Here is a 17391-nt window from a genome sequence, read left to right on the forward strand (position 1 = left end):
CTCGTCGGCCTCGGTGGTCGTGCGCGTCACTGGCAGGCCGCGTGTGACGAACATCCCGAAGTCGAATTGGTCGCCTATGTCGAACCCTCAGAAGAAAATAAAAAACGCGCAATAGAAGAACGCGGTGTACCCGAGAATCTCATCTACGACGACCTCAGCGATGCCGCTTCGGTAAAAGCCGACTTTGTCGTCGATGTCACCCCACCCGCTATTCACGAAACCATCGCGATGAAAGCCTTTGATGCGGGCCTCAACCTATTGGGCGAAAAACCCCTGAGCGATAACTTCGAAGCCGCTAAGCGCATCGTTGAAGCGGGCAAAAAAGCGGGTGTCAAACACATGATCACGCAGAACTACCGCTTTAATGAACTGCCCCGCACCACGCGGCGCTTGCTCGAAACCAAACATATTGGCGAAGTAGCGCAACTCGACGTATCGCTCTATGTCGATTGGGCAGACAATCCGGGCAGCCACTATGTGACGGAACCCTATATGTTCCTCACCGACATGGGCATCCATCACTTTGACATGATGCGCTATACCCTCAATGCCGACCCCGTCAGCGCACACGCCATCACCTGGAATTTGCCCTGGGGCTGGCATCAGGGCGACGCCTGCCAGATTCTCGTCTTCAAATTTGAAAACGGCATTGTCGCCACACATCGCGGTATTGGCTGCACAATGGGACATGTACCTGCAGGACACAATGGCGAATGGCGCTACGAAGGGCCAAAAGGCACACTGACCTGGGAGGGTTTTGACCTCTTTTACACACTCAAACACAAACAAAATCCACAAATCCGCGAGCAAATCAAACTCGACGAAATCGACGGCCCCAATCCCGTGCTCAACGAATTTGTCCGTGCCCTTCGCGAAGACCGCCAACCCGAATGCAATGCCGAAGACAATCTGAAATCCATGTCCATGGTCTTCGGAGCCGTCACGAGTGCGATGGAAGGACGCGAGGTACAACTATCAGAGCTATAAAAAGGAGAACCCATGGCAGATCTACAGGGTGACACAAGCTGGTTTACACACGATCGATTTGGATTGTTCATCCACTGGGGATTGTACGCATTGCCCGCGCGGCACGAGTGGGTAAAGCAGCGAGAAGAAATCCCCGATGCGCAATACGATCGGTATCTGAAATACTTCGATCCGGATTTGTACGATCCCGAAGCCTGGGCAGATGCGGCGGCCAACGCGGGCATGAAATATTTTTGTGTCACCACAAAACATCACGAAGGCTTCGCGCTGTGGGACTCCAAACTGACGGAATACAAAGCGACCAATACCCCCGCGCGCAGGGATTTGTTAAAACCCATGGTAGAAGCATTTCGGTCACGGGGTATGAAGGTCGGCTTTTACCACTCCCTGATCGACTGGTACCACCCGCATTTCAGAATTGACGCCGTCCATAGCATGCGGAACCACCCCGATAAGGACAAGCTGAACGAACCGCGCGATCAGGCCCAATACGCGGCGTATTTGCACGGTCAAGTCCGCGAATTGCTCACCGAATACGGCAAAGTGGATATGCTCTTTTACGATTTTAGCTATCCGGCCGGTGCAAGGGGCAGGCCCGAGGGGTTTGACGGCAAAGGGCGAGATGATTGGAACAGCGTTGAACTGATGAAAATGACGCGCGAGTTGCAGCCAGGTATTGTGATTAACGACCGGCTGGACCTGGACGACGTAGAAGGCGGATGGGATTATCGCACACCCGAACAATTTATGCCGCGCGAGTGGGTCACCTATCAGGGCGAGCGCGTATTGTGGGAGACCTGTCAGACATTTTCGGGGTCGTGGGGCTATCACCGCGATGAAACAAGTTGGAAAAGCACCGAGCAACTGGTGCAAATGCTGGTCGGCGTGGTAAGCCGCGGGGGCAACTTATTGCTCAATGTCGGACCCACCGGGCGCGGGGTATTTGACGACCGGGCATTGAATTGCCTCAGCGAAATGGGCGAATGGATGAAATGGCACAGCCGATCCATTTACGGGTGTACTGCCGCGCCAGAGGAATTTCAGACGCCGGAGGATTGCCGCTTGACCTACAATCCCGACACCAATCGGCTGTACGTACACCTGTTCACCTACCCGTTTCGCCATCTGCATCTCGACGGATTTGCTGGCAAGGTAGAATACGCCCAGTTATTAAACGATGCTTCAGAAGTGCGATTTCACCAGCCCCGCGCTGGACACACGGGAGACAGCAGTATTGAAAGAGAAACCCTGACACTGGAATTGCCCGTGCAAAAACCCAATGTGACAGTACCCGTAGTCGAGTTGTTTTTGAAGGAGTAAAAAAATGACAATGACAGAAACGAACTTGCGAAAACTCAGTGCCGACGAGGTGGCGATCTATCGCGAACAGGGCTATGTGATTGTGCCAGATGTATTTCCGCTGGAAGAACTCGCGGAAATCGACCGCGAGATTGATCGGATTCAGGAGTTCCAAAAAAAAACGGGACGCAACAAAGGATGGGTCATGCAGTTGGGATTGCGCTCAGAAGTGACCCGTCAATTTGCACAGGACGAGCGGGTATTGACACTGATCGAAGATATTGTAAAACCCGGCATTTCGATTTATTCGGCCAAATTGACGGCAAAAGTGCCGCATTCCAACGACATCTGCCACTGGCATCAGGACGACGCGTATTACAATACACGCGTCCTGAGCAAAACGCGCATGTCCACCTGGATACCGCTACAGGACGCGGATGAGACAAATGGATGTTTGTGGGTCGTCCCGCACAGCCACAAGGGCGGTGTGGTCACGCATGGACCATTTGGCGGACAATGCCCAAAGTGTATGGGACCAGCCGATCTCATGTTCGACGATGCGATCCCCTGTCCTGTAAAAGCCGGGGATATCCTTTTATTTCACGCCTGTTTGTGGCATCATTCCAAAGGCAACCAGACAGACCACGTGCGGCGGGCGTTTATTGTCTCATATCAAGAGGCCACTGTACCGCGTGGCAATGGCGATCAGTATAAAATTCTGAGATCCGCATAAGGAGATGGTAGAACAGGAGTTTGGGATCTGTTGTTCCCGCTCGACTTTCACCTTGTATGAAATATAAAATCCCAAAACTAAAGATTTTCTCGCTTCTCCCCCCCATCCGCGTCTTACCCTTCCTTTTCTTGTGCGCTACCCTATTGCACACACCCACATGGGCGCAATCTCAGGCAACCACCGGCGTTATCCGAGGCTTTGTGTGGGATCAATTTGGCAACCCCATTGGCAATGCCACCATCGCCCTCAAAGAAACCAGCACCAATTACCGGCGCACCCTCACATCATCCGATCTGGGAATATTCACCGCGACCTTGTTGCCCCTGGGTTTTTACGACATCACAGTACAGGCAGAAGGACAGGCAGAAGTGCGTCAAACAGGGGTGCAGGTGCGGGTTGGCGAGACAGTGGAACTCGTCTTCAAAATGGCATTGCAAATGGACGAAGTCCTCATCGAAGCGACGAGAGCTACCGTTGACATCACCCAGAGTGAAACAGCCACGCGCCTGTCCGAAGCAGCCGTGCAGGACTTGCCCAACAACGGGCGCAACTTCCTCAACCTCACACTATTGACCCCAGGCGTGAGCATCGTGCAAGGACCTGACGGCGATGAATTGACCATTGCCGGTCAACGCGGCATACACAACAACATCTCGGTAGATGGCGCAGATTTCAACAACCCCTTCTTCGGCGAACAACGCGGCGGACAGCGTCCCGCTTTCACTTTTAATTTAAACGCAGTAGCGGAAATGGTGGTCATACCTCAGGGAGCCAATGCCGAATTTGGGCGCTCCAGCGGCGGCTTTGTCAATGTCATCACCAAATCGGGCACCAACCAATTCCACGGATCCGTGCATTTTTTTGGCAAACACGACGCCCTGTCCAGCACAGCCCGGCACAACGGGATAGAACGCACGCCCAATTTCAAACAGGGGCAATTCGGCTTCACCCTGGGTGGCCCACTCAAAAAGGACAGGGCATTTTTCTTTGCCGCGTACGACCAGCAAATTTTCAGAGATACGAAACAGAACAATATCGAGCGCGGAGATGCTCGCCTGCGCCACTTCATGGCCTCCGCGTTCAACCTATCCGACGACTACGGCGCCATTGACCGCACCAACGATGCCCGCGCATTTCTTTTCAAGGTCGATTACCACCTGTCAGAAGAACACTCCGCCACCTTCAAATACAATTACACCTGGTCCGAACAGGAAAACGGCACCTTTGACGTTGACTCCTGGGCGCGCAGCGCCAATGCCATAGAAAGGGACTGGTCACACGCCTTCAATGGCAGTTTGGTATCACTTCTATCCCCCAGCACGATTAACGAATTCCGCTTCCAAATCGCCCGAGAAGACCGGCCCCGTCCCTACGGTGGACCGCACAACCCCAACACCGGGCGCCCCTTTCCCGATACGGGCATGGATTTTGAACACGGCTATCGCTTTGGCATGCCCTTCTTCATCCCCATCGAATACTACGACTCTCGCATCCAGTTGCTCAATAATATCTCCATAAGCAAGGACAATCACCTGATCAAAGCCGGGATCGAATGGAACCGCGTCGAATCCGTACAAACCTTTATCGGTTTTGCCAATGGCCGCTACATCTTCAATTCCGTAGATGGCTTTCTCAACTTCGTCCAGCAGGGCAATACCTATGTCGAATGCTCCGACGGCAGCACCAGCACCACCGGGACCTGTCCTGAAGGAACGGAAATTATCGGGCCTGTCCTCATCTACTTGCAGCAGTCCGGCGTCGGCGGTCTGAGCGTGGAAGAAGCGGGCACGCAGAAGATCCCTCAGCACGAACTGGCTCTGTTTGTACAGGACAGTTGGCAGCCCTCAAACAAGCTCACACTCAACTACGGCTTGCGCTGGGAAGCACAGATCCAGCCCGATGTAATCACCGATCCAGACGAGGTCTTCTTCGCCGATTTCATAGGCAAAACTGTCACTAACGAAACGGGTACATACACATTCCCATCCAACGGCAAAATTCCCTCTACCTGGGATATGTTCCAGCCGCGGTTGGGCATAGCTTACGATGTACACGGCGACAATAAGACCCTGTTGCGAGGCAGCGCGGGGATCTACTACGCCCGCATCCCGGGCTTGAACCTGGCGGGCACCCGCTCGACCAATGGCTCGCGCGGACAATCCATCTTCCGCTCCAGCACCCTGACGCCCATTTTGGGTCCGCCCCCACCCTACGGCGAATTATTGCCCGCACCCACAGGCGATCCCTTCCGCCCCAATATCTTTGTCTTCGACAAAAATTTTAAAAACCCCCGTACCATCAGCACACATGTGGGTCTCGAACGCGAATTGCATGCAAAGGGGGTAGTCGGTACCTTCGGCTATACATACTCCCGCACCGACAATCTCACGCGCTTTGTCAACCGCAACGACGCGGTCTTCGGTTCCCCCTGGTCAACGGGTTTGGGTCCCGATGGCAGCAACGGCATCGGCGATTTGACTGTGGTCGAGAGCACAGCCAAATCGCGCTACCACGGCCTCAGCTTTGGGCTGCGCCAGATGGTGCGAGACGATTTCCAATTCCAGATGAACTATACGCTGTCCTGGGACAAATCCGACGACGACAACGAGCGCGACCCCTTCACCTTCCGCTACGTCGATGCAACGCAATTGGACCGCGAATGGGGCTATTCAGACCGCGATCAGCGCCACCGCTTCAATCTGTGGACCCTGACCAGATTGCCCGGCGATATATTCCTCAACAATCGCATAAGCTATTACTCAGCACAACCCACCTCCGCATCCTGCACGGGCCAGCCCACGACCAATCCGTGGGGTGCTATCTCTGATCGTATATGCGCCGACGGCAGCATTATCCAGCGCAACACCCTCCGCAAAGACAATGCATTTTTCTCCTGGGACACACGCCTGTCCCGCCCCATCCCATTGGGCAACGGGCATTTGGAAGCCATCGTCGAAATTTTCAACCTGCTCAACACAGACAACTTCCGCGATCCATCCACCGCAGGCCTGCTCTTCAACTTTGACGGTACCGTTCAATCTGGCCTCGGCGACCCACGCGAAGTGCAAATCGGCATGCGCTATATTTTTTGATTATTTGCAATCAAACACCTTGACAAAAGTTAAAAATCGACTATTTCTTAGTTGGATGTAATCAATCGCTTGAGCCAAAAATATGAGCCATTTTGGAGTATCAAACAGAAGTGATTGAACACAAGGCAGGCCATGTAAGCAACGCACCATCAGAGGGGACTATAACCATGGCTATTCCAAATCCCACCATCAAGTTTACCTACGAAGATTACCTGAACACGCCGGACGACACGCGTTACGAACTTTTGGACGGAGAGTTAGTTATGCCCCCTGCCCCAGGAGAATTTCATCAAAGTGTCTCTATCCAACTGGGGGCAAAACTGTTTCTATTCACATCTGAGCATAGCCTGGGGCGGGTCTATCACGCGCCCTTCGACGTGGTGCTGTCGGACATGGATGTGGTGCAACCCGATCTGATCTTCGTCTCCAATGAGCGCGCCGATATCATCACCCCTGCAAATATTCAGGGCGCGCCGGACCTCGTCGTCGAAATTCTGTCTCCTTCCACAGCAACACGCGACAAGACCTTCAAGCGCAGTTTGTATGCTAGACACGGCATAACCGAGTACTGGATGGTAGATCTCACCGAAAAAACCATAACAGTCCTGCGTCTCGGTGAGCATGGATTCGAGGTCGTCGATACCTATGGTGAAGGGGAAACATTGACTTCGCCCACATTGCAAGGATTCACTTTGAATCTCGACGACATATTTTGAGCGTCTAACAGCCTTGACAATACTTAATTTTTCGGCTATTTTGCAATCACACTGCAAAATAGCCGTTTTTTTGGGTATATCAAAATGTACATCTCCCGAACACTTGAACCCTTTGTCGCATCTTCCCGATTTCCCGTACTCATGCTCTCTGGAGCCAGACAGGTTGGCAAGACGACATTTCTACGGCACTTAAGCGAACCAGATCGAACATACATCACCCTGGACGATCCGCTTGTCCAGAGTCTGGCAAAAGAAGACCCGGCCCTGTTCATGCAGCGTTACCCGCCCCCCGTGCTCATCGACGAAATCCAATACGCGCCAGAGCTATTGCCCCATATCAAAATCGCCGTGGATCGGGACCGATTCCCCGGTCAGTTCTGGCTTACGGGATCGCAACAATTTCATCTGATGAAAGGCGTATCTGAATCTATAGCTGGTCGGGTGGGCATCGTGCAGCTTTTCGGTCTTTCAAGACGCGAGCGAATCGGGAGCGCCTCATCTCCATTCTTGCCAATCCCCAACGCCATTCACAACAGGCTCCAGACCGGAGATACCCTCGGTCTTCAAGAACTCTACAGGCTGATATGGCGCGGTGACTTTCCAGCCATTGCTCTGGACGACCAGATGGATTGGAACCTGTTTTACAGTTCATACTTGCAAACCTACCTCCAGCGCGATATTCGAGACCTCGCCCGAGTGGGCGATGAGCTATCCTTTCTCCGATTTCTCAGGGCTGCCGCTGCTCGAACCGCACAAATGTTAAATTTTTCAGATCTGGCGCGCGATGCCGATGTTGCCCCAAACACGGCAAAAACATGGCTATCCATTTTACAGGCTTCCGGAATCATCTATCTTCTGGAACCCTATTATACCAACCTCACCAAACGACTGGTGAGAAGCCCCAAACTCTATTTTCTCGACACCGGGCTGTGTGCCTACCTCACCGAATGGACCAGCCCTGAAACACTGGAAGCCGGCGCAATGTCCGGCCCCATTTTGGAATCCTGGATCGTGAGTGAACTGTTGAAAAGCTACCGACACAACGGTCACATGCCCCCGTTCTATTATTACCGGGATCGAGACGGAAAAGAAATAGATCTCCTCATCTTACGGGATGGCACAATCTATCCGATAGAAATCAAAAAAACCGCTTCCCCCAACAAAAATCACATCCAGAATTTTCGCGTACTAAAAAAATTAAACCTGCCCATCGGACCGGGCGGCGTAATCTGCCTGACAGAACAACTTTTACCACTCACAGAAACTGCCATGTCGATTCCCGTATCTGCACTGTGACGGGCAGACACAGGAGCTTGCCCCGTAGTGTTTTTATACGGGGGCACTGCCCCTACACTATAACAGGAGCATCTATGATACCCGATCTCTTACCCTTAAAACCCTACCTCCGCGAAACCGTCTGGGGAGGGCGCAGCCTGGGGACACACTACAACAAAGCACTTCCCCCGGATGTGCCCATTGGTGAATCGTGGGAAGTCTCGGCATACAAAGGGATGGAAAGCATTGTCGCAGACGGTCCCCTTGCCGGACAAAATCTCTCCGACCTCGTCGCAACTTATGGTGCCGACCTCCTCGGACAGCGCGTTATCCAGCATTACGGCACCGAATTCCCCTTGCTCATCAAACTCCTCGACGCGCGCGACGACCTCTCCATCCAGGTACACCCCGACGACACCTACACCCGTTCAGAAAACCTGGGCACGTATGGCAAAACAGAAGCGTGGTACGTACTCAAATCAAATCACGGGCGCGTGGCTTGTGGCCTGAAAAATGGCGTAGATAAACACAGCTTGAAATTATCCATCCGCGAAAACCGCGTTCAGGACACCGTACAATTCTTCAATGTACAGGAAGGCGATGTAATCTTCGTTCCCCCCGGCACAGTACACGCCCTGTGCCAGAACGTCATGATCTACGAAGTACAACAATCCAGCGACCTCACCTTTCGCATCTACGACTACAACCGCCCCGGCACCGATGGCAAGCCGCGCGAACTGCACATTGACCGCGCCCTCGACGTCATCGCCTTTGACGCACCCACGCCAGAACCGCAACACTGGCGCCATCTCGCAACCGATACAAACACCACGCTCATCGGGCCAGAAGACACCGAATACTTCCGCCTCGAACGCTTCGCTCCTGCAGGCACCGTCCAACACACCTATCCCACATTCGCGGCACTCACCATCCTCGCTGGCAAGGCCCAATTAAACAAAAATCACACTGCCCAAACAGGCGACACCTTCTTCATCCCGGCCAACCGCACCGTCACCGTCTCGCCCGAAGAACAGGTAGAATATTTAATCTCATCATGTGGGTAAATCGCTAAACTTGTGCTTCGCCGTAGAGGTCAATGCGGGCGCGGAGGGAGGGCTTGATGAAAACATCATCGAGGGGAAGTTTGGAAAAAGCGTGTGCGAGAATATCCACCTGCGTGGGCACATCGAGGCGGTAATCGAGAATCAGGCGCTGTTCGCCACGCACGACGCACAGACCACCTGTACCACCCATGAGGTCTTCGCGGGATAAGGGAATATTCAAACGATGGGCAAGGGCTTCAAATTCTTGAAGCAGTTGGGAATCGGTCATCATATAAAAATTGGGGACTGGAACTGGAGGAAGATCACACCTGATATTTGCAAATATAGCGAAAAAAAAGAAATGCACAACTGGATCGGCGAAGGTCGGTCCAGTTTTTTATGAAAGAATATGCTCTTTGATATATTCTTTCAGGGCAGATAACGTATTTGCATCCCCCGGCAAGAGCGGGAGGCCACCGATTCCATAAGACAGACTGGTATAAAAAGCGTGGGTCTGATACGCGGAATCCACCTGAGCGGGAAACAGAACAACAGCACTTTTGAGAATCCGTTGAAAATCTGTATCTATCACTTGGCCAATAGCGTCCCGGTAAGCGTGCATCTTGTCGATATCATCGCGCATGGGGATCCACGTCCCGTTGTAATCTTCGCGGCGATATTTGGCGTCAAATGCATAAATAGCGCGTTCCCTACTGGATTTAGACATTCCAGCACATGCATTCGAGTTTTGGATCTCGATAATTATATCGGGTCTCAGATCGTGTGTAAGCGCACGTCCCGACGAGGCAGTATAGGTCATATTGTAGAGACAACGAATGCGGCGCTCACCGCGCTGAAGATGTATCGCAGAGGCTTCGCCCTGCGCGGGAGAAACGCTCAGACCGCGGTTGGTCAGGTGAAAAAGGTTATCGTCGTGGGTCGGAACAAAGCCGATATCGCACAGCGCATGAACCAGCGTAAAATAGACCCAGTATTCGTAAAGTGCGTGCGTATCGCGAAAGGACAGATCAAACGGACCACCCGTACAGGGCGCGAGCGCGCGATTGAGATCGCGAATGAGCGCGAAAGCCCTCTGGTAACGCACATCGAGATGAACGGGCAAAGCGTCATCACGTCGCGCAGGGGGCAAAGGGAGCAACCGCAAGCAGCGATCCACGTATGTTTTCAGGCGATGCCCCAGATCGGTATGTGCAATCGGTTGGACGCGCCGAGACAGACGCTTTAAATGTGCAACGAGATGGCGATTGAGCGGCGTATCAATATCGGAATGGCGATGGGTCTCGCGCAAATGCGTACAGACGACACCGTCCGCTATAGGCAAATGTGGGAAATCGGTCCCGCTATGTGTCCAAAATTGTGGCGAGCGAATCATATCCGCAACAGCATCGGGATCGCGGCCCTGTGCGCGATCAACCGCGCGGATGCGTTGAACAGTTTTGAGATGGCGATGTGGACGTTTGAGAATCGCATGCAAAGTGCGGACGAGTTGATTCAAAAGACGATCCAGCACTTGATGAAAGTCTAAATTGCTACCTCTATCATCTATCAGACGAGTCGTAATACGGGTTTGATCGGGCAAAAGGTAAACGAGTTCGCGGCTGATGCGCTCGAGATCAGCGCGCATAATTTGATAATCGGTTTCGTAGTCGAGATACGAGGGGCGCACATCGAGTTCGGCATAGAGCAGATCGACATCGTCTGAGCGAATGCAAAAACGAATATGTCCCGGATGATCGCCCGTAGCGAGCCGCCCCCACAGCGCGTGCCCATCGCGGAGAAAACCGAGGGTCTCAGCGGGTTGATCATCGATATAGACTGCAATATCTTTCCTATTCAGCGGACGGATGAGGCAGTTGCACTCGGTAGCTTCTACCAGATGGTCAGCAATTACATTACCCTGCACAGGAGAGAGCAAAATGCGGGCGTGTTCATTTTCTGCGACAAGACCATCGGATGTTTTCGAAAAGGAAGCGCGGATGTGTTGACCTGAGTCCATTGTTCGCGTAGATTTCAAAAGGGTTTGTTTCAACCATTTTACGGAGGTCGCCTGTGATAGTAAATATAAGGAGGAGTTGTGATTCGTGCAATTTTGTGGGATAACGATGGCGTGCTGGTAGATACCGAAGGTCTGTACTTTCAGGCGGGATATGAGGTACTCGCAACACAAGGCGTTGAACTAACGCATAGGGATTTTGCCGAACAATCGCTACAAAAAGGGCTGAGCGTATTCGATTTTCTGCCCAATCAGAATGCCGAATTGATCGAGGAACTGCGTTTGAAACGCAATGTACGGTACAGCGCATTATTAGCCGAAGGCGTGCAGATCGTGGATGGCGTGATCGAAACACTCGAAACATTCTATGGTCGGGTACAAATGGGCATTGTAACGGGTTCTCGCAGAGATCACTTCGACATTGTTCACACAAAGACGGATTTACTCCCATTTTTCGATTTTGTGCTGGCAAGAGAAGATTACCGAGAAGCAAAACCACATCCAGATGCGTATTTAACGGCCATGCGATTGCACGGGCTACAACCCGATGACTGTGTAGTTGTAGAAGATTCCGAACGTGGATGCGTCGCGGCAGCAGCGGCTGGCCTGCGCGTACTCGCCGTGCCAAATGCATTGTCGAAATACGGAGATTTTTCATCTGCGTACAAAATACTGAACTCGGTGCGAGATGTCGCAGATGAAATAGAGAAATTGGATTAAGTCTATTTTCTACCCTTTACAAAATGAGGATATGTGTAATGAGTGAATTAAAAAACAATCCCCTGCTGGTCAAAGAGGGATTGCCGCGGTACGACGAAATTGAGCCAGAGCACGTTGTACCGGGCGTAAAACATATGCTATCAGAAGCAGAGAAACAGATTGCGGCATTGGAGCAAAACATGACCCCATCGTGGAATGGATTGCTCGTCCCGCTCGAAAAACTCGACGTCCCCTTTTCTTATGCCTGGGGACCGGTGGGACATTTGCTCAGCGTAAAAAATTCAGATGATTTGCGCGAAGCACACGAGGCAGTATTGCAAGATGTCGTGGCATTTGGCCTGCGCGTACAGCAGAGCCGTCCCATTTACGAAGGCCTGGTGGCAATTCGAGACGGCGAGGAATGGGCGAAGTTGGATGAGGCTCAAAAGCGATGTATCGAGTTGAAAATTCGCGCAGCCGAACACGCTGGAGTGGGATTAGAAGGCACAGCAAAGGAACGCTTTAACGAAATCGCCAAAGAATTGTCGCAGATCAGCACAGATTTTTCCAACCACGTGCTGGATGCGACCAAATCCTATGAACTAATTATTGAAAATAAAAAAGATACAGAGGACTGGCCGAATAGTTTGCGACAAGTAGCCGCACAATCATACGCGCAGGCCAATGAGGGCAGTGAAGCCACACCGGAAAATGGTCCCTGGCGCATTACACTGGATTTCCCCAGCTTTTATCCCTTTATGCAACACCATCGCATGCGCGACCACCGCGAACAGGTGTACAAAGCGTACGTTCAGCGCGCATCCTCTGGCGAATGGGACAACAGCGACTTGATAGCGCGCACCTTAAAATTGCGCAAAGAGCAATCCGCGCTCCTGGGTTTTGCGACCTATGCGGACAGGAGCCTGAATGTCAAAATGGCCCCTGATGTCGCCGCAGTCGAGCGCATGATCGGCGAATTGCAGGCGGCTTCGCAGCCCCATAGCGAAAATGATTTTGGCGCGCTGGAAGCACTGGCAAAGGCAAGTGGTCAGGAAGAGCCAGTCATGCACTGGGATACATCCTTCTGGTCAGAGCGGTTGCGCGAGCAAAAATTCGATTATACCGACGACCAGTTGCGCCCTTATTTCCCGCTACCCAAAGTACTCGATGGCATGTTTGCATTGGCAGAACGCCTTTTTGATATTGAGATCGCGCGGGCAGATGATGAAAACGCACACAAATGGCATGAAGATGTGCAATTCTTCAAAGTACTCCGCGATGGCGAGCGCATAGCATCGTTTTATCTGGACCCTTATTCGCGTCCAGCAGAAAAGCGCGGTGGTGCGTGGATGAACGACTGTCTGGGACGACGATGGCTCAACGGCGGACTTCGCTTGCCCGTAGTTCACCTCGTGTGCAACGGCACGCCGCCCGTGGGTGACACGCCATCGCTGATGAGTTTTTCAGAAGTAGAAACCCTATTCCACGAGTTTGGACACGGGTTGCAGGGCATGTTGACAACCGTTGATTATGCCGATGTGGCGGGATTGCACGGCGTAGAATGGGATGCCGTAGAGATTGCCAGCCAGTTCATGGAAAACTGGTGTTACCAAAAGCCCACACTGATTGGAATGACCGCACACGTAGAAACAGGTGAACCCTTGCCAGATGATCTATTTGAGAAAATCGTCGCCGCACGCACATTTCAGGCGGGATCTCTGATGATGCGCCAGCTATCCTTCGGAAAAACAGACATACTGCTGCATTCCACCTACGATCCGGATGGCGGTGAAACGGCTTTTGATGTGGAGCGTCGTGTAACCGAAGAAATGTCCGTATTGCCCCCACTATCAGAAAGTCGCTTCTTGTGCTCATTCTCCCATATTTTTGCCGGAGGTTATGCTGCCGGGTATTACAGCTACAAATGGTCAGAGGTGTTGAGCGCAGATGCATTCGGCGCGTTTGAAGAGGCCGGACTGGACGATGAAGAAGCCGTGAAAGCAACCGGACGCAAATTCCGCGACACAATTCTCGCACTGGGCGGTAGCAAACACCCCATGGATGTGTACCGAGAATTTCGCGGGCGCGAACCGAGCACAGAGGCATTGCTGCGGCACAATGAACTGTTGTAAAGTTCAAAATGAAGGAACCCATAATGCTGGAATTCATTTACAACTGGTTACTCGACCTGGGTGTCGAACCAGAGATGGCTGAAAATTGGACTGCACCACTATTGGTGGGCCTGTGCATTCTGGTGCTCAGTGTGATTGCCGATTTTGTCGTGAAGCGCATAGCCCTGCGAACGCTAAAGTACGTGATTGAAAAAACGACAACACCCTGGGACGATGCATTTGTAGAGCATCGGGTTCTGGACCGGTTGGCACATCTGGCCCCAGCGGTGGTCATCTACCTTTTGGCCGATTTGCCATTTGCGGGCATGACAGAAGCAGACCGGGATTATTGTATCGCGATTGTTCGGGATGCCGTGCAGATTTTTGTCGTAATCATCAGCATCTGGGTGGTTGCGGCATTTCTCAATGCCGCGCTATCTGTTTATCAGACATTTGAGATCTCCCGCGAAGTCCCCGGCAGAGGTTTTGTGCAGGTCTTGAAAATACTGACGTATTTTGTAGGCGGCATTTTGATTTTGTCAATTTTGTTAGATCGCAATCCCGTATATTTCCTGAGCGGGTTGGGTGCATTGATGGCCATCCTTTTACTGGTATTCAAAGATGCCATCCTGGGACTGGTCGCGGGCATACAACTGAGTGCAAATAAAATGGTCGCCGTGGGCGATTGGATTGAGATGCCAAAATACGGCGCAGATGGAGATGTCATTGAAGTGGCATTGACCACCGTAAAAGTGCAAAATTGGGACAAAACAATTACCTCAATCCCTTCCTATTCATTGATCAGCGAATCGTTTAAGAACTGGCGCGGCATGCAGGAATCGGGTGGTCGTCGGATCAAGCGGTCAATTTTAATCGATATTCAAACAATTAAATTTTGCGACGAAGAAATGTTGACGCGGTTTTCAAAAATCAAATACATCGCTGCCTATATCGAACACAAGAAAGACGAACTCGCAAAATTCAACCAGCAACAAGAGGTAGATGAGTCGAGCCTGGTAAATGGAAGGCGCATGACCAACGTGGGCACGTTTCGGGCATACATCGTCGCGTATTTGAAAAATCACCCAAAAGTCAACCTGGAAATGACATTTTTGGTGCGACAACTGCCGCCACAGGAACACGGCTTGCCAATAGAAATTTACGTCTTCTGCAGCGATACGGTATGGGCGAACTACGAGGCGATTCAGGCGGATATTTTCGACCACATCCTATCCGTAGTGCCCGAATTTGACCTCAGCGTATTCCAGGCACCCACAGGACATGATTTTAAGCACCTCGCTACAAAAAATTGAAAACTGACACGGGCCAAAGAGGCTGCAAACCCAACTCGCAAATATTAAATCGTTTTATCTGTGTTCATCTGCGGATACTTTTATGTCAGATCAACTCAAACAGCGCAATCGCGAACTCTCAATCCTCAACGCGATTGCCCATGCACTCAACCAATCCGTCAATCTCGATCAAGCCCTTGAAACGGCACTTGAAAAAGTAGCCGCACTGCTCGGCTTGAGCACGAGTTGGATCTGGCTCATGCACGAAGACACACACCAGCCCTATCTGGCTGCCGCGCAAAACCTGCCCCCTGTACTGCGCGACAACCCGGGCAAAATGGGCGGCTGGTGCTATTGTCTGGACACGTACGAGAAAGGCGACTTGACGGGTGCAGCAAATGTAAATGTCGTGGCCTGTAGCCGTCTGAAAGGACTTGTAGAAGGCACAGATGGCTTGCAGTATCACGCGAGTATCCCGCTATACGCGCAAGAAAAAAAGGTAGGCGTATTAAATGTGGGCAGTGTCAAATGGCGCGAACTCTCGGAGGAAGACCTGCGCTTGCTCAACACAGTGGGCGACTTGATGAGCATTGCAATTGAACGCGCGCGTCTATACGAAAAAAGTGTTGAAATTGGCGCGGTAGATGAGCGTTTCAGACTCGCGCGGGAATTACACGACACCCTGGGTCAGAATCTGGTGGCGATCTTAATGCGTCTGGAAACTCTGGATGCCTTGCTCGATGGCAATACAGATCGCAAAATCCTGTCCGAAACCGTACGCGATGCCATAGCTCTGGCGCGCGATAACCTGGAAGATGCGCGGCGGGCAGTGCTGGATTTGCGCGCTGCTCCACTTGAAAATCGCACGTTGATTGAGGCATTGAAAACTCTGGGACAAAATATTGGCGGCGCAGCGCATGTACGCGTAAAAAGCATTGGCGAACATCCCCTATCCGTCAGAATAGAAGCGAGCTTATACCGCATGGCCCAAGAGGCGTTGAACAACATCGCGCAGCATGCGGATGCCCAAAAAGTCCTCATCGAACTGACATCAACGCCTCAATACGTCCAACTCGTAGTCGAAGACGACGGTCGCGGATTTGATCCCGAAAACGTGCGGGAAGATCGATACGGCCTCATTGGCCTGAATGAGCGGGCGCATTTGCTAGGCGGTTCATTCGCAATTGAAAGCGCGCCCGACCGCGGCACGCGTCTGGAAATCCACATCCCACTGGAGCGCGAGATATGAGCCAACCCATTCGCATTGTCGTTGCAGACGATCATCCCGTTGTGCGCGATGGCCTGATTGCCATGCTACAGACCCAATCCGATTTTGAGGTCATAGGAGAAGCTGGCGACGGCGCAGAAGCATTGCACATGGTCGCCGAACGCACCCCCGATGTGCTATTGCTCGATCTGGAGATGCCGCGCGTGGATGGTATTGAGACGCTCCAGCGACTGGGAGAACAGGGAAGCAGCGTGCGGGTAATCGTATTTACGGTCTTTGATACGGACGAGCGCATTGTATCGGCAATGCGGGCTGGCGCAAAAGGCTATTTGCTCAAAGGCGCGCCTCGAGACGATGTGTTTCGCGCCGTGCGCGTGGTAAACGAAGGCGGGTCCCTGCTCGAACCCCTCATCGCTTCCAAGCTATTGGACAGCGTGAACAATCCCGATGCATTGACCGCGCGGCAAAAAGAAGTGCTACACCTGTTGGCAACGGGATTATTGAACAAGGAAATCGCCGATCAACTCAACATTTCCGAACGCACGGTAAAATTTCACGTCAGCGAAATCCTGGGCAAACTCGGCGCGGGCAACCGCACAGAAGCCGCCGCAATTGCGATGCAGAGAGGACTGATATAGAACTGAAAAGAGTTGGATACCATTTATATTTTTTTAAGCCCTGCTCAAGCAAGCAGGGCTTTTATTTTTGGGATTCTATCCCAATATCGCAAAAAAATGGAAACTGGGACAAATTTTGAACTTCAGGACAAACTTGCGAGGTTGACATCTAAGGGCAAATAGGGCCTATTTTTTAGAGCGATATATCGTCTATAAGAACGCGGTAGTTCAAACCGTGTGCAGGATACACATCCGTTGAGGTTGCTCTCAACACAACCATTTTTC

At 52.0% G+C, this 17391-nt stretch carries 14 protein-coding genes; 12 read left to right on the forward strand and 2 right to left on the reverse strand.

Annotation, left to right across the window (positions count from 1 at the left end; translation table 11 throughout):
• The 7 genes from OXH16_10505 to OXH16_10535 form a co-directional block, all read left to right on the forward strand.
• On the forward strand, positions 1 to 987 hold a 987-nt coding region (locus OXH16_10505), incomplete at its 5' end, for a Gfo/Idh/MocA family oxidoreductase (protein MCY3681820.1).
• Positions 988 to 999: 12 nt separating this feature from the next.
• The gene (locus tag OXH16_10510; protein MCY3681821.1) at positions 1000 to 2307 is read left to right on the forward strand and encodes an alpha-L-fucosidase; all 1308 of its coding nucleotides are present in this window, start codon (positions 1000 to 1002) and stop codon (positions 2305 to 2307) included.
• Positions 2308 to 2311: 4 nt separating this feature from the next.
• On the forward strand, positions 2312 to 3019 hold the full coding sequence (locus OXH16_10515; protein MCY3681822.1) for a phytanoyl-CoA dioxygenase family protein: 708 nt from the start codon (positions 2312 to 2314) through the stop codon (positions 3017 to 3019).
• Positions 3020 to 3219: 200 nt separating this feature from the next.
• Entirely contained in the window at positions 3220 to 6111 is a 2892-nt protein-coding gene (locus tag OXH16_10520; protein ID MCY3681823.1) for a carboxypeptidase regulatory-like domain-containing protein, read from the forward strand.
• A gap of 167 nt (positions 6112 to 6278) precedes the next feature.
• Positions 6279 to 6827 carry a Uma2 family endonuclease gene (locus OXH16_10525; GenBank protein ID MCY3681824.1) on the forward strand — a complete coding sequence of 183 codons (549 nt, stop codon included), beginning with the start codon at positions 6279 to 6281 and terminating at the stop codon, positions 6825 to 6827.
• Between the two features lie 84 nt (positions 6828 to 6911).
• On the forward strand, positions 6912 to 8123 hold the full coding sequence (locus OXH16_10530; protein MCY3681825.1) for an ATP-binding protein: 1212 nt from the start codon (positions 6912 to 6914) through the stop codon (positions 8121 to 8123).
• A 74-nt stretch (positions 8124 to 8197) separates the two neighbouring features.
• Positions 8198 to 9166: a class I mannose-6-phosphate isomerase gene (locus tag OXH16_10535; protein MCY3681826.1), complete on the forward strand. Its 969-nt coding sequence runs from the start codon at positions 8198 to 8200 to the stop codon at positions 9164 to 9166.
• Between the two features lie 4 nt (positions 9167 to 9170).
• On the opposite strand, the gene OXH16_10540 is transcribed toward OXH16_10535, so the two are convergent.
• Both OXH16_10540 and OXH16_10545 read right to left on the reverse strand, forming a co-directional pair.
• On the reverse strand, positions 9171 to 9437 hold the full coding sequence (locus tag OXH16_10540) for a hypothetical protein (protein ID MCY3681827.1): 267 nt from the start codon (positions 9435 to 9437) through the stop codon (positions 9171 to 9173).
• 105 nt (positions 9438 to 9542) lie between these two features.
• Positions 9543 to 11162: a DUF2357 domain-containing protein gene (locus OXH16_10545; GenBank protein MCY3681828.1), complete on the reverse strand. Its 1620-nt coding sequence runs from the start codon at positions 11160 to 11162 to the stop codon at positions 9543 to 9545.
• A 78-nt stretch (positions 11163 to 11240) separates the two neighbouring features.
• Here OXH16_10545 and OXH16_10550 point away from each other — a divergent pair, with 78 nt between their 5' ends.
• The 5 genes from OXH16_10550 (at position 11241) to OXH16_10570 (ending at position 17127) form a co-directional block, all read left to right on the forward strand.
• On the forward strand, positions 11241 to 11879 hold the full coding sequence (locus tag OXH16_10550; GenBank protein MCY3681829.1) for an HAD family phosphatase: 639 nt from the start codon (positions 11241 to 11243) through the stop codon (positions 11877 to 11879).
• A 38-nt stretch (positions 11880 to 11917) separates the two neighbouring features.
• Positions 11918 to 13990 (forward strand): M3 family metallopeptidase, encoded by a 2073-nt coding sequence (locus OXH16_10555; GenBank protein ID MCY3681830.1) that lies wholly within the window; start codon positions 11918 to 11920, stop codon positions 13988 to 13990.
• Positions 13991 to 14013: 23 nt separating this feature from the next.
• On the forward strand, positions 14014 to 15282 hold the full coding sequence (locus OXH16_10560) for a mechanosensitive ion channel (GenBank protein MCY3681831.1): 1269 nt from the start codon (positions 14014 to 14016) through the stop codon (positions 15280 to 15282).
• A gap of 82 nt (positions 15283 to 15364) precedes the next feature.
• Positions 15365 to 16510 carry a GAF domain-containing sensor histidine kinase gene (locus tag OXH16_10565; protein ID MCY3681832.1) on the forward strand — a complete coding sequence of 382 codons (1146 nt, stop codon included), beginning with the start codon at positions 15365 to 15367 and terminating at the stop codon, positions 16508 to 16510.
• A complete protein-coding gene (locus OXH16_10570; protein MCY3681833.1) occupies positions 16507 to 17127 on the forward strand; it encodes a response regulator transcription factor in 621 nt (206 codons plus the stop codon). The genes OXH16_10565 and OXH16_10570 overlap by 4 nt, the downstream gene beginning before the upstream one ends.
• Positions 17128 to 17391 lie beyond the last annotated feature (264 nt).

Source organism: Gemmatimonadota bacterium, from assembly GCA_026705765.1.
Taxonomy (GTDB): Bacteria; Latescibacterota; UBA2968; order UBA2968; family UBA2968; genus VXRD01.

What these genes read in the sequence shown, in the direction of transcription:
- OXH16_10510 (MCY3681821.1), top strand. Translation starts at nt 1,000, where the DNA reads ATGGCAGATCTACAGGGTGACACAAGCTGGTTTACACACGATCGATTT.
- OXH16_10515 (MCY3681822.1), top strand. Translation starts at nt 2,312, where the DNA reads ATGACAATGACAGAAACGAACTTGCGAAAACTCAGTGCCGACGAGGTG.
- OXH16_10525 (MCY3681824.1), top strand. Translation starts at nt 6,279, where the DNA reads ATGGCTATTCCAAATCCCACCATCAAGTTTACCTACGAAGATTACCTG.
- OXH16_10530 (MCY3681825.1), top strand. Translation starts at nt 6,912, where the DNA reads ATGTACATCTCCCGAACACTTGAACCCTTTGTCGCATCTTCCCGATTT.
- OXH16_10535 (MCY3681826.1), top strand. Translation starts at nt 8,198, where the DNA reads ATGATACCCGATCTCTTACCCTTAAAACCCTACCTCCGCGAAACCGTC.
- OXH16_10540 (MCY3681827.1), bottom strand. Translation starts at nt 9,437, where the DNA reads ATGATGACCGATTCCCAACTGCTTCAAGAATTTGAAGCCCTTGCCCAT.
- OXH16_10545 (MCY3681828.1), bottom strand. Translation starts at nt 11,162, where the DNA reads ATGGACTCAGGTCAACACATCCGCGCTTCCTTTTCGAAAACATCCGAT.
- OXH16_10555 (MCY3681830.1), top strand. Translation starts at nt 11,918, where the DNA reads ATGAGTGAATTAAAAAACAATCCCCTGCTGGTCAAAGAGGGATTGCCG.
- OXH16_10560 (MCY3681831.1), top strand. Translation starts at nt 14,014, where the DNA reads ATGCTGGAATTCATTTACAACTGGTTACTCGACCTGGGTGTCGAACCA.
- OXH16_10565 (MCY3681832.1), top strand. Translation starts at nt 15,365, where the DNA reads ATGTCAGATCAACTCAAACAGCGCAATCGCGAACTCTCAATCCTCAAC.
- OXH16_10570 (MCY3681833.1), top strand. Translation starts at nt 16,507, where the DNA reads ATGAGCCAACCCATTCGCATTGTCGTTGCAGACGATCATCCCGTTGTG.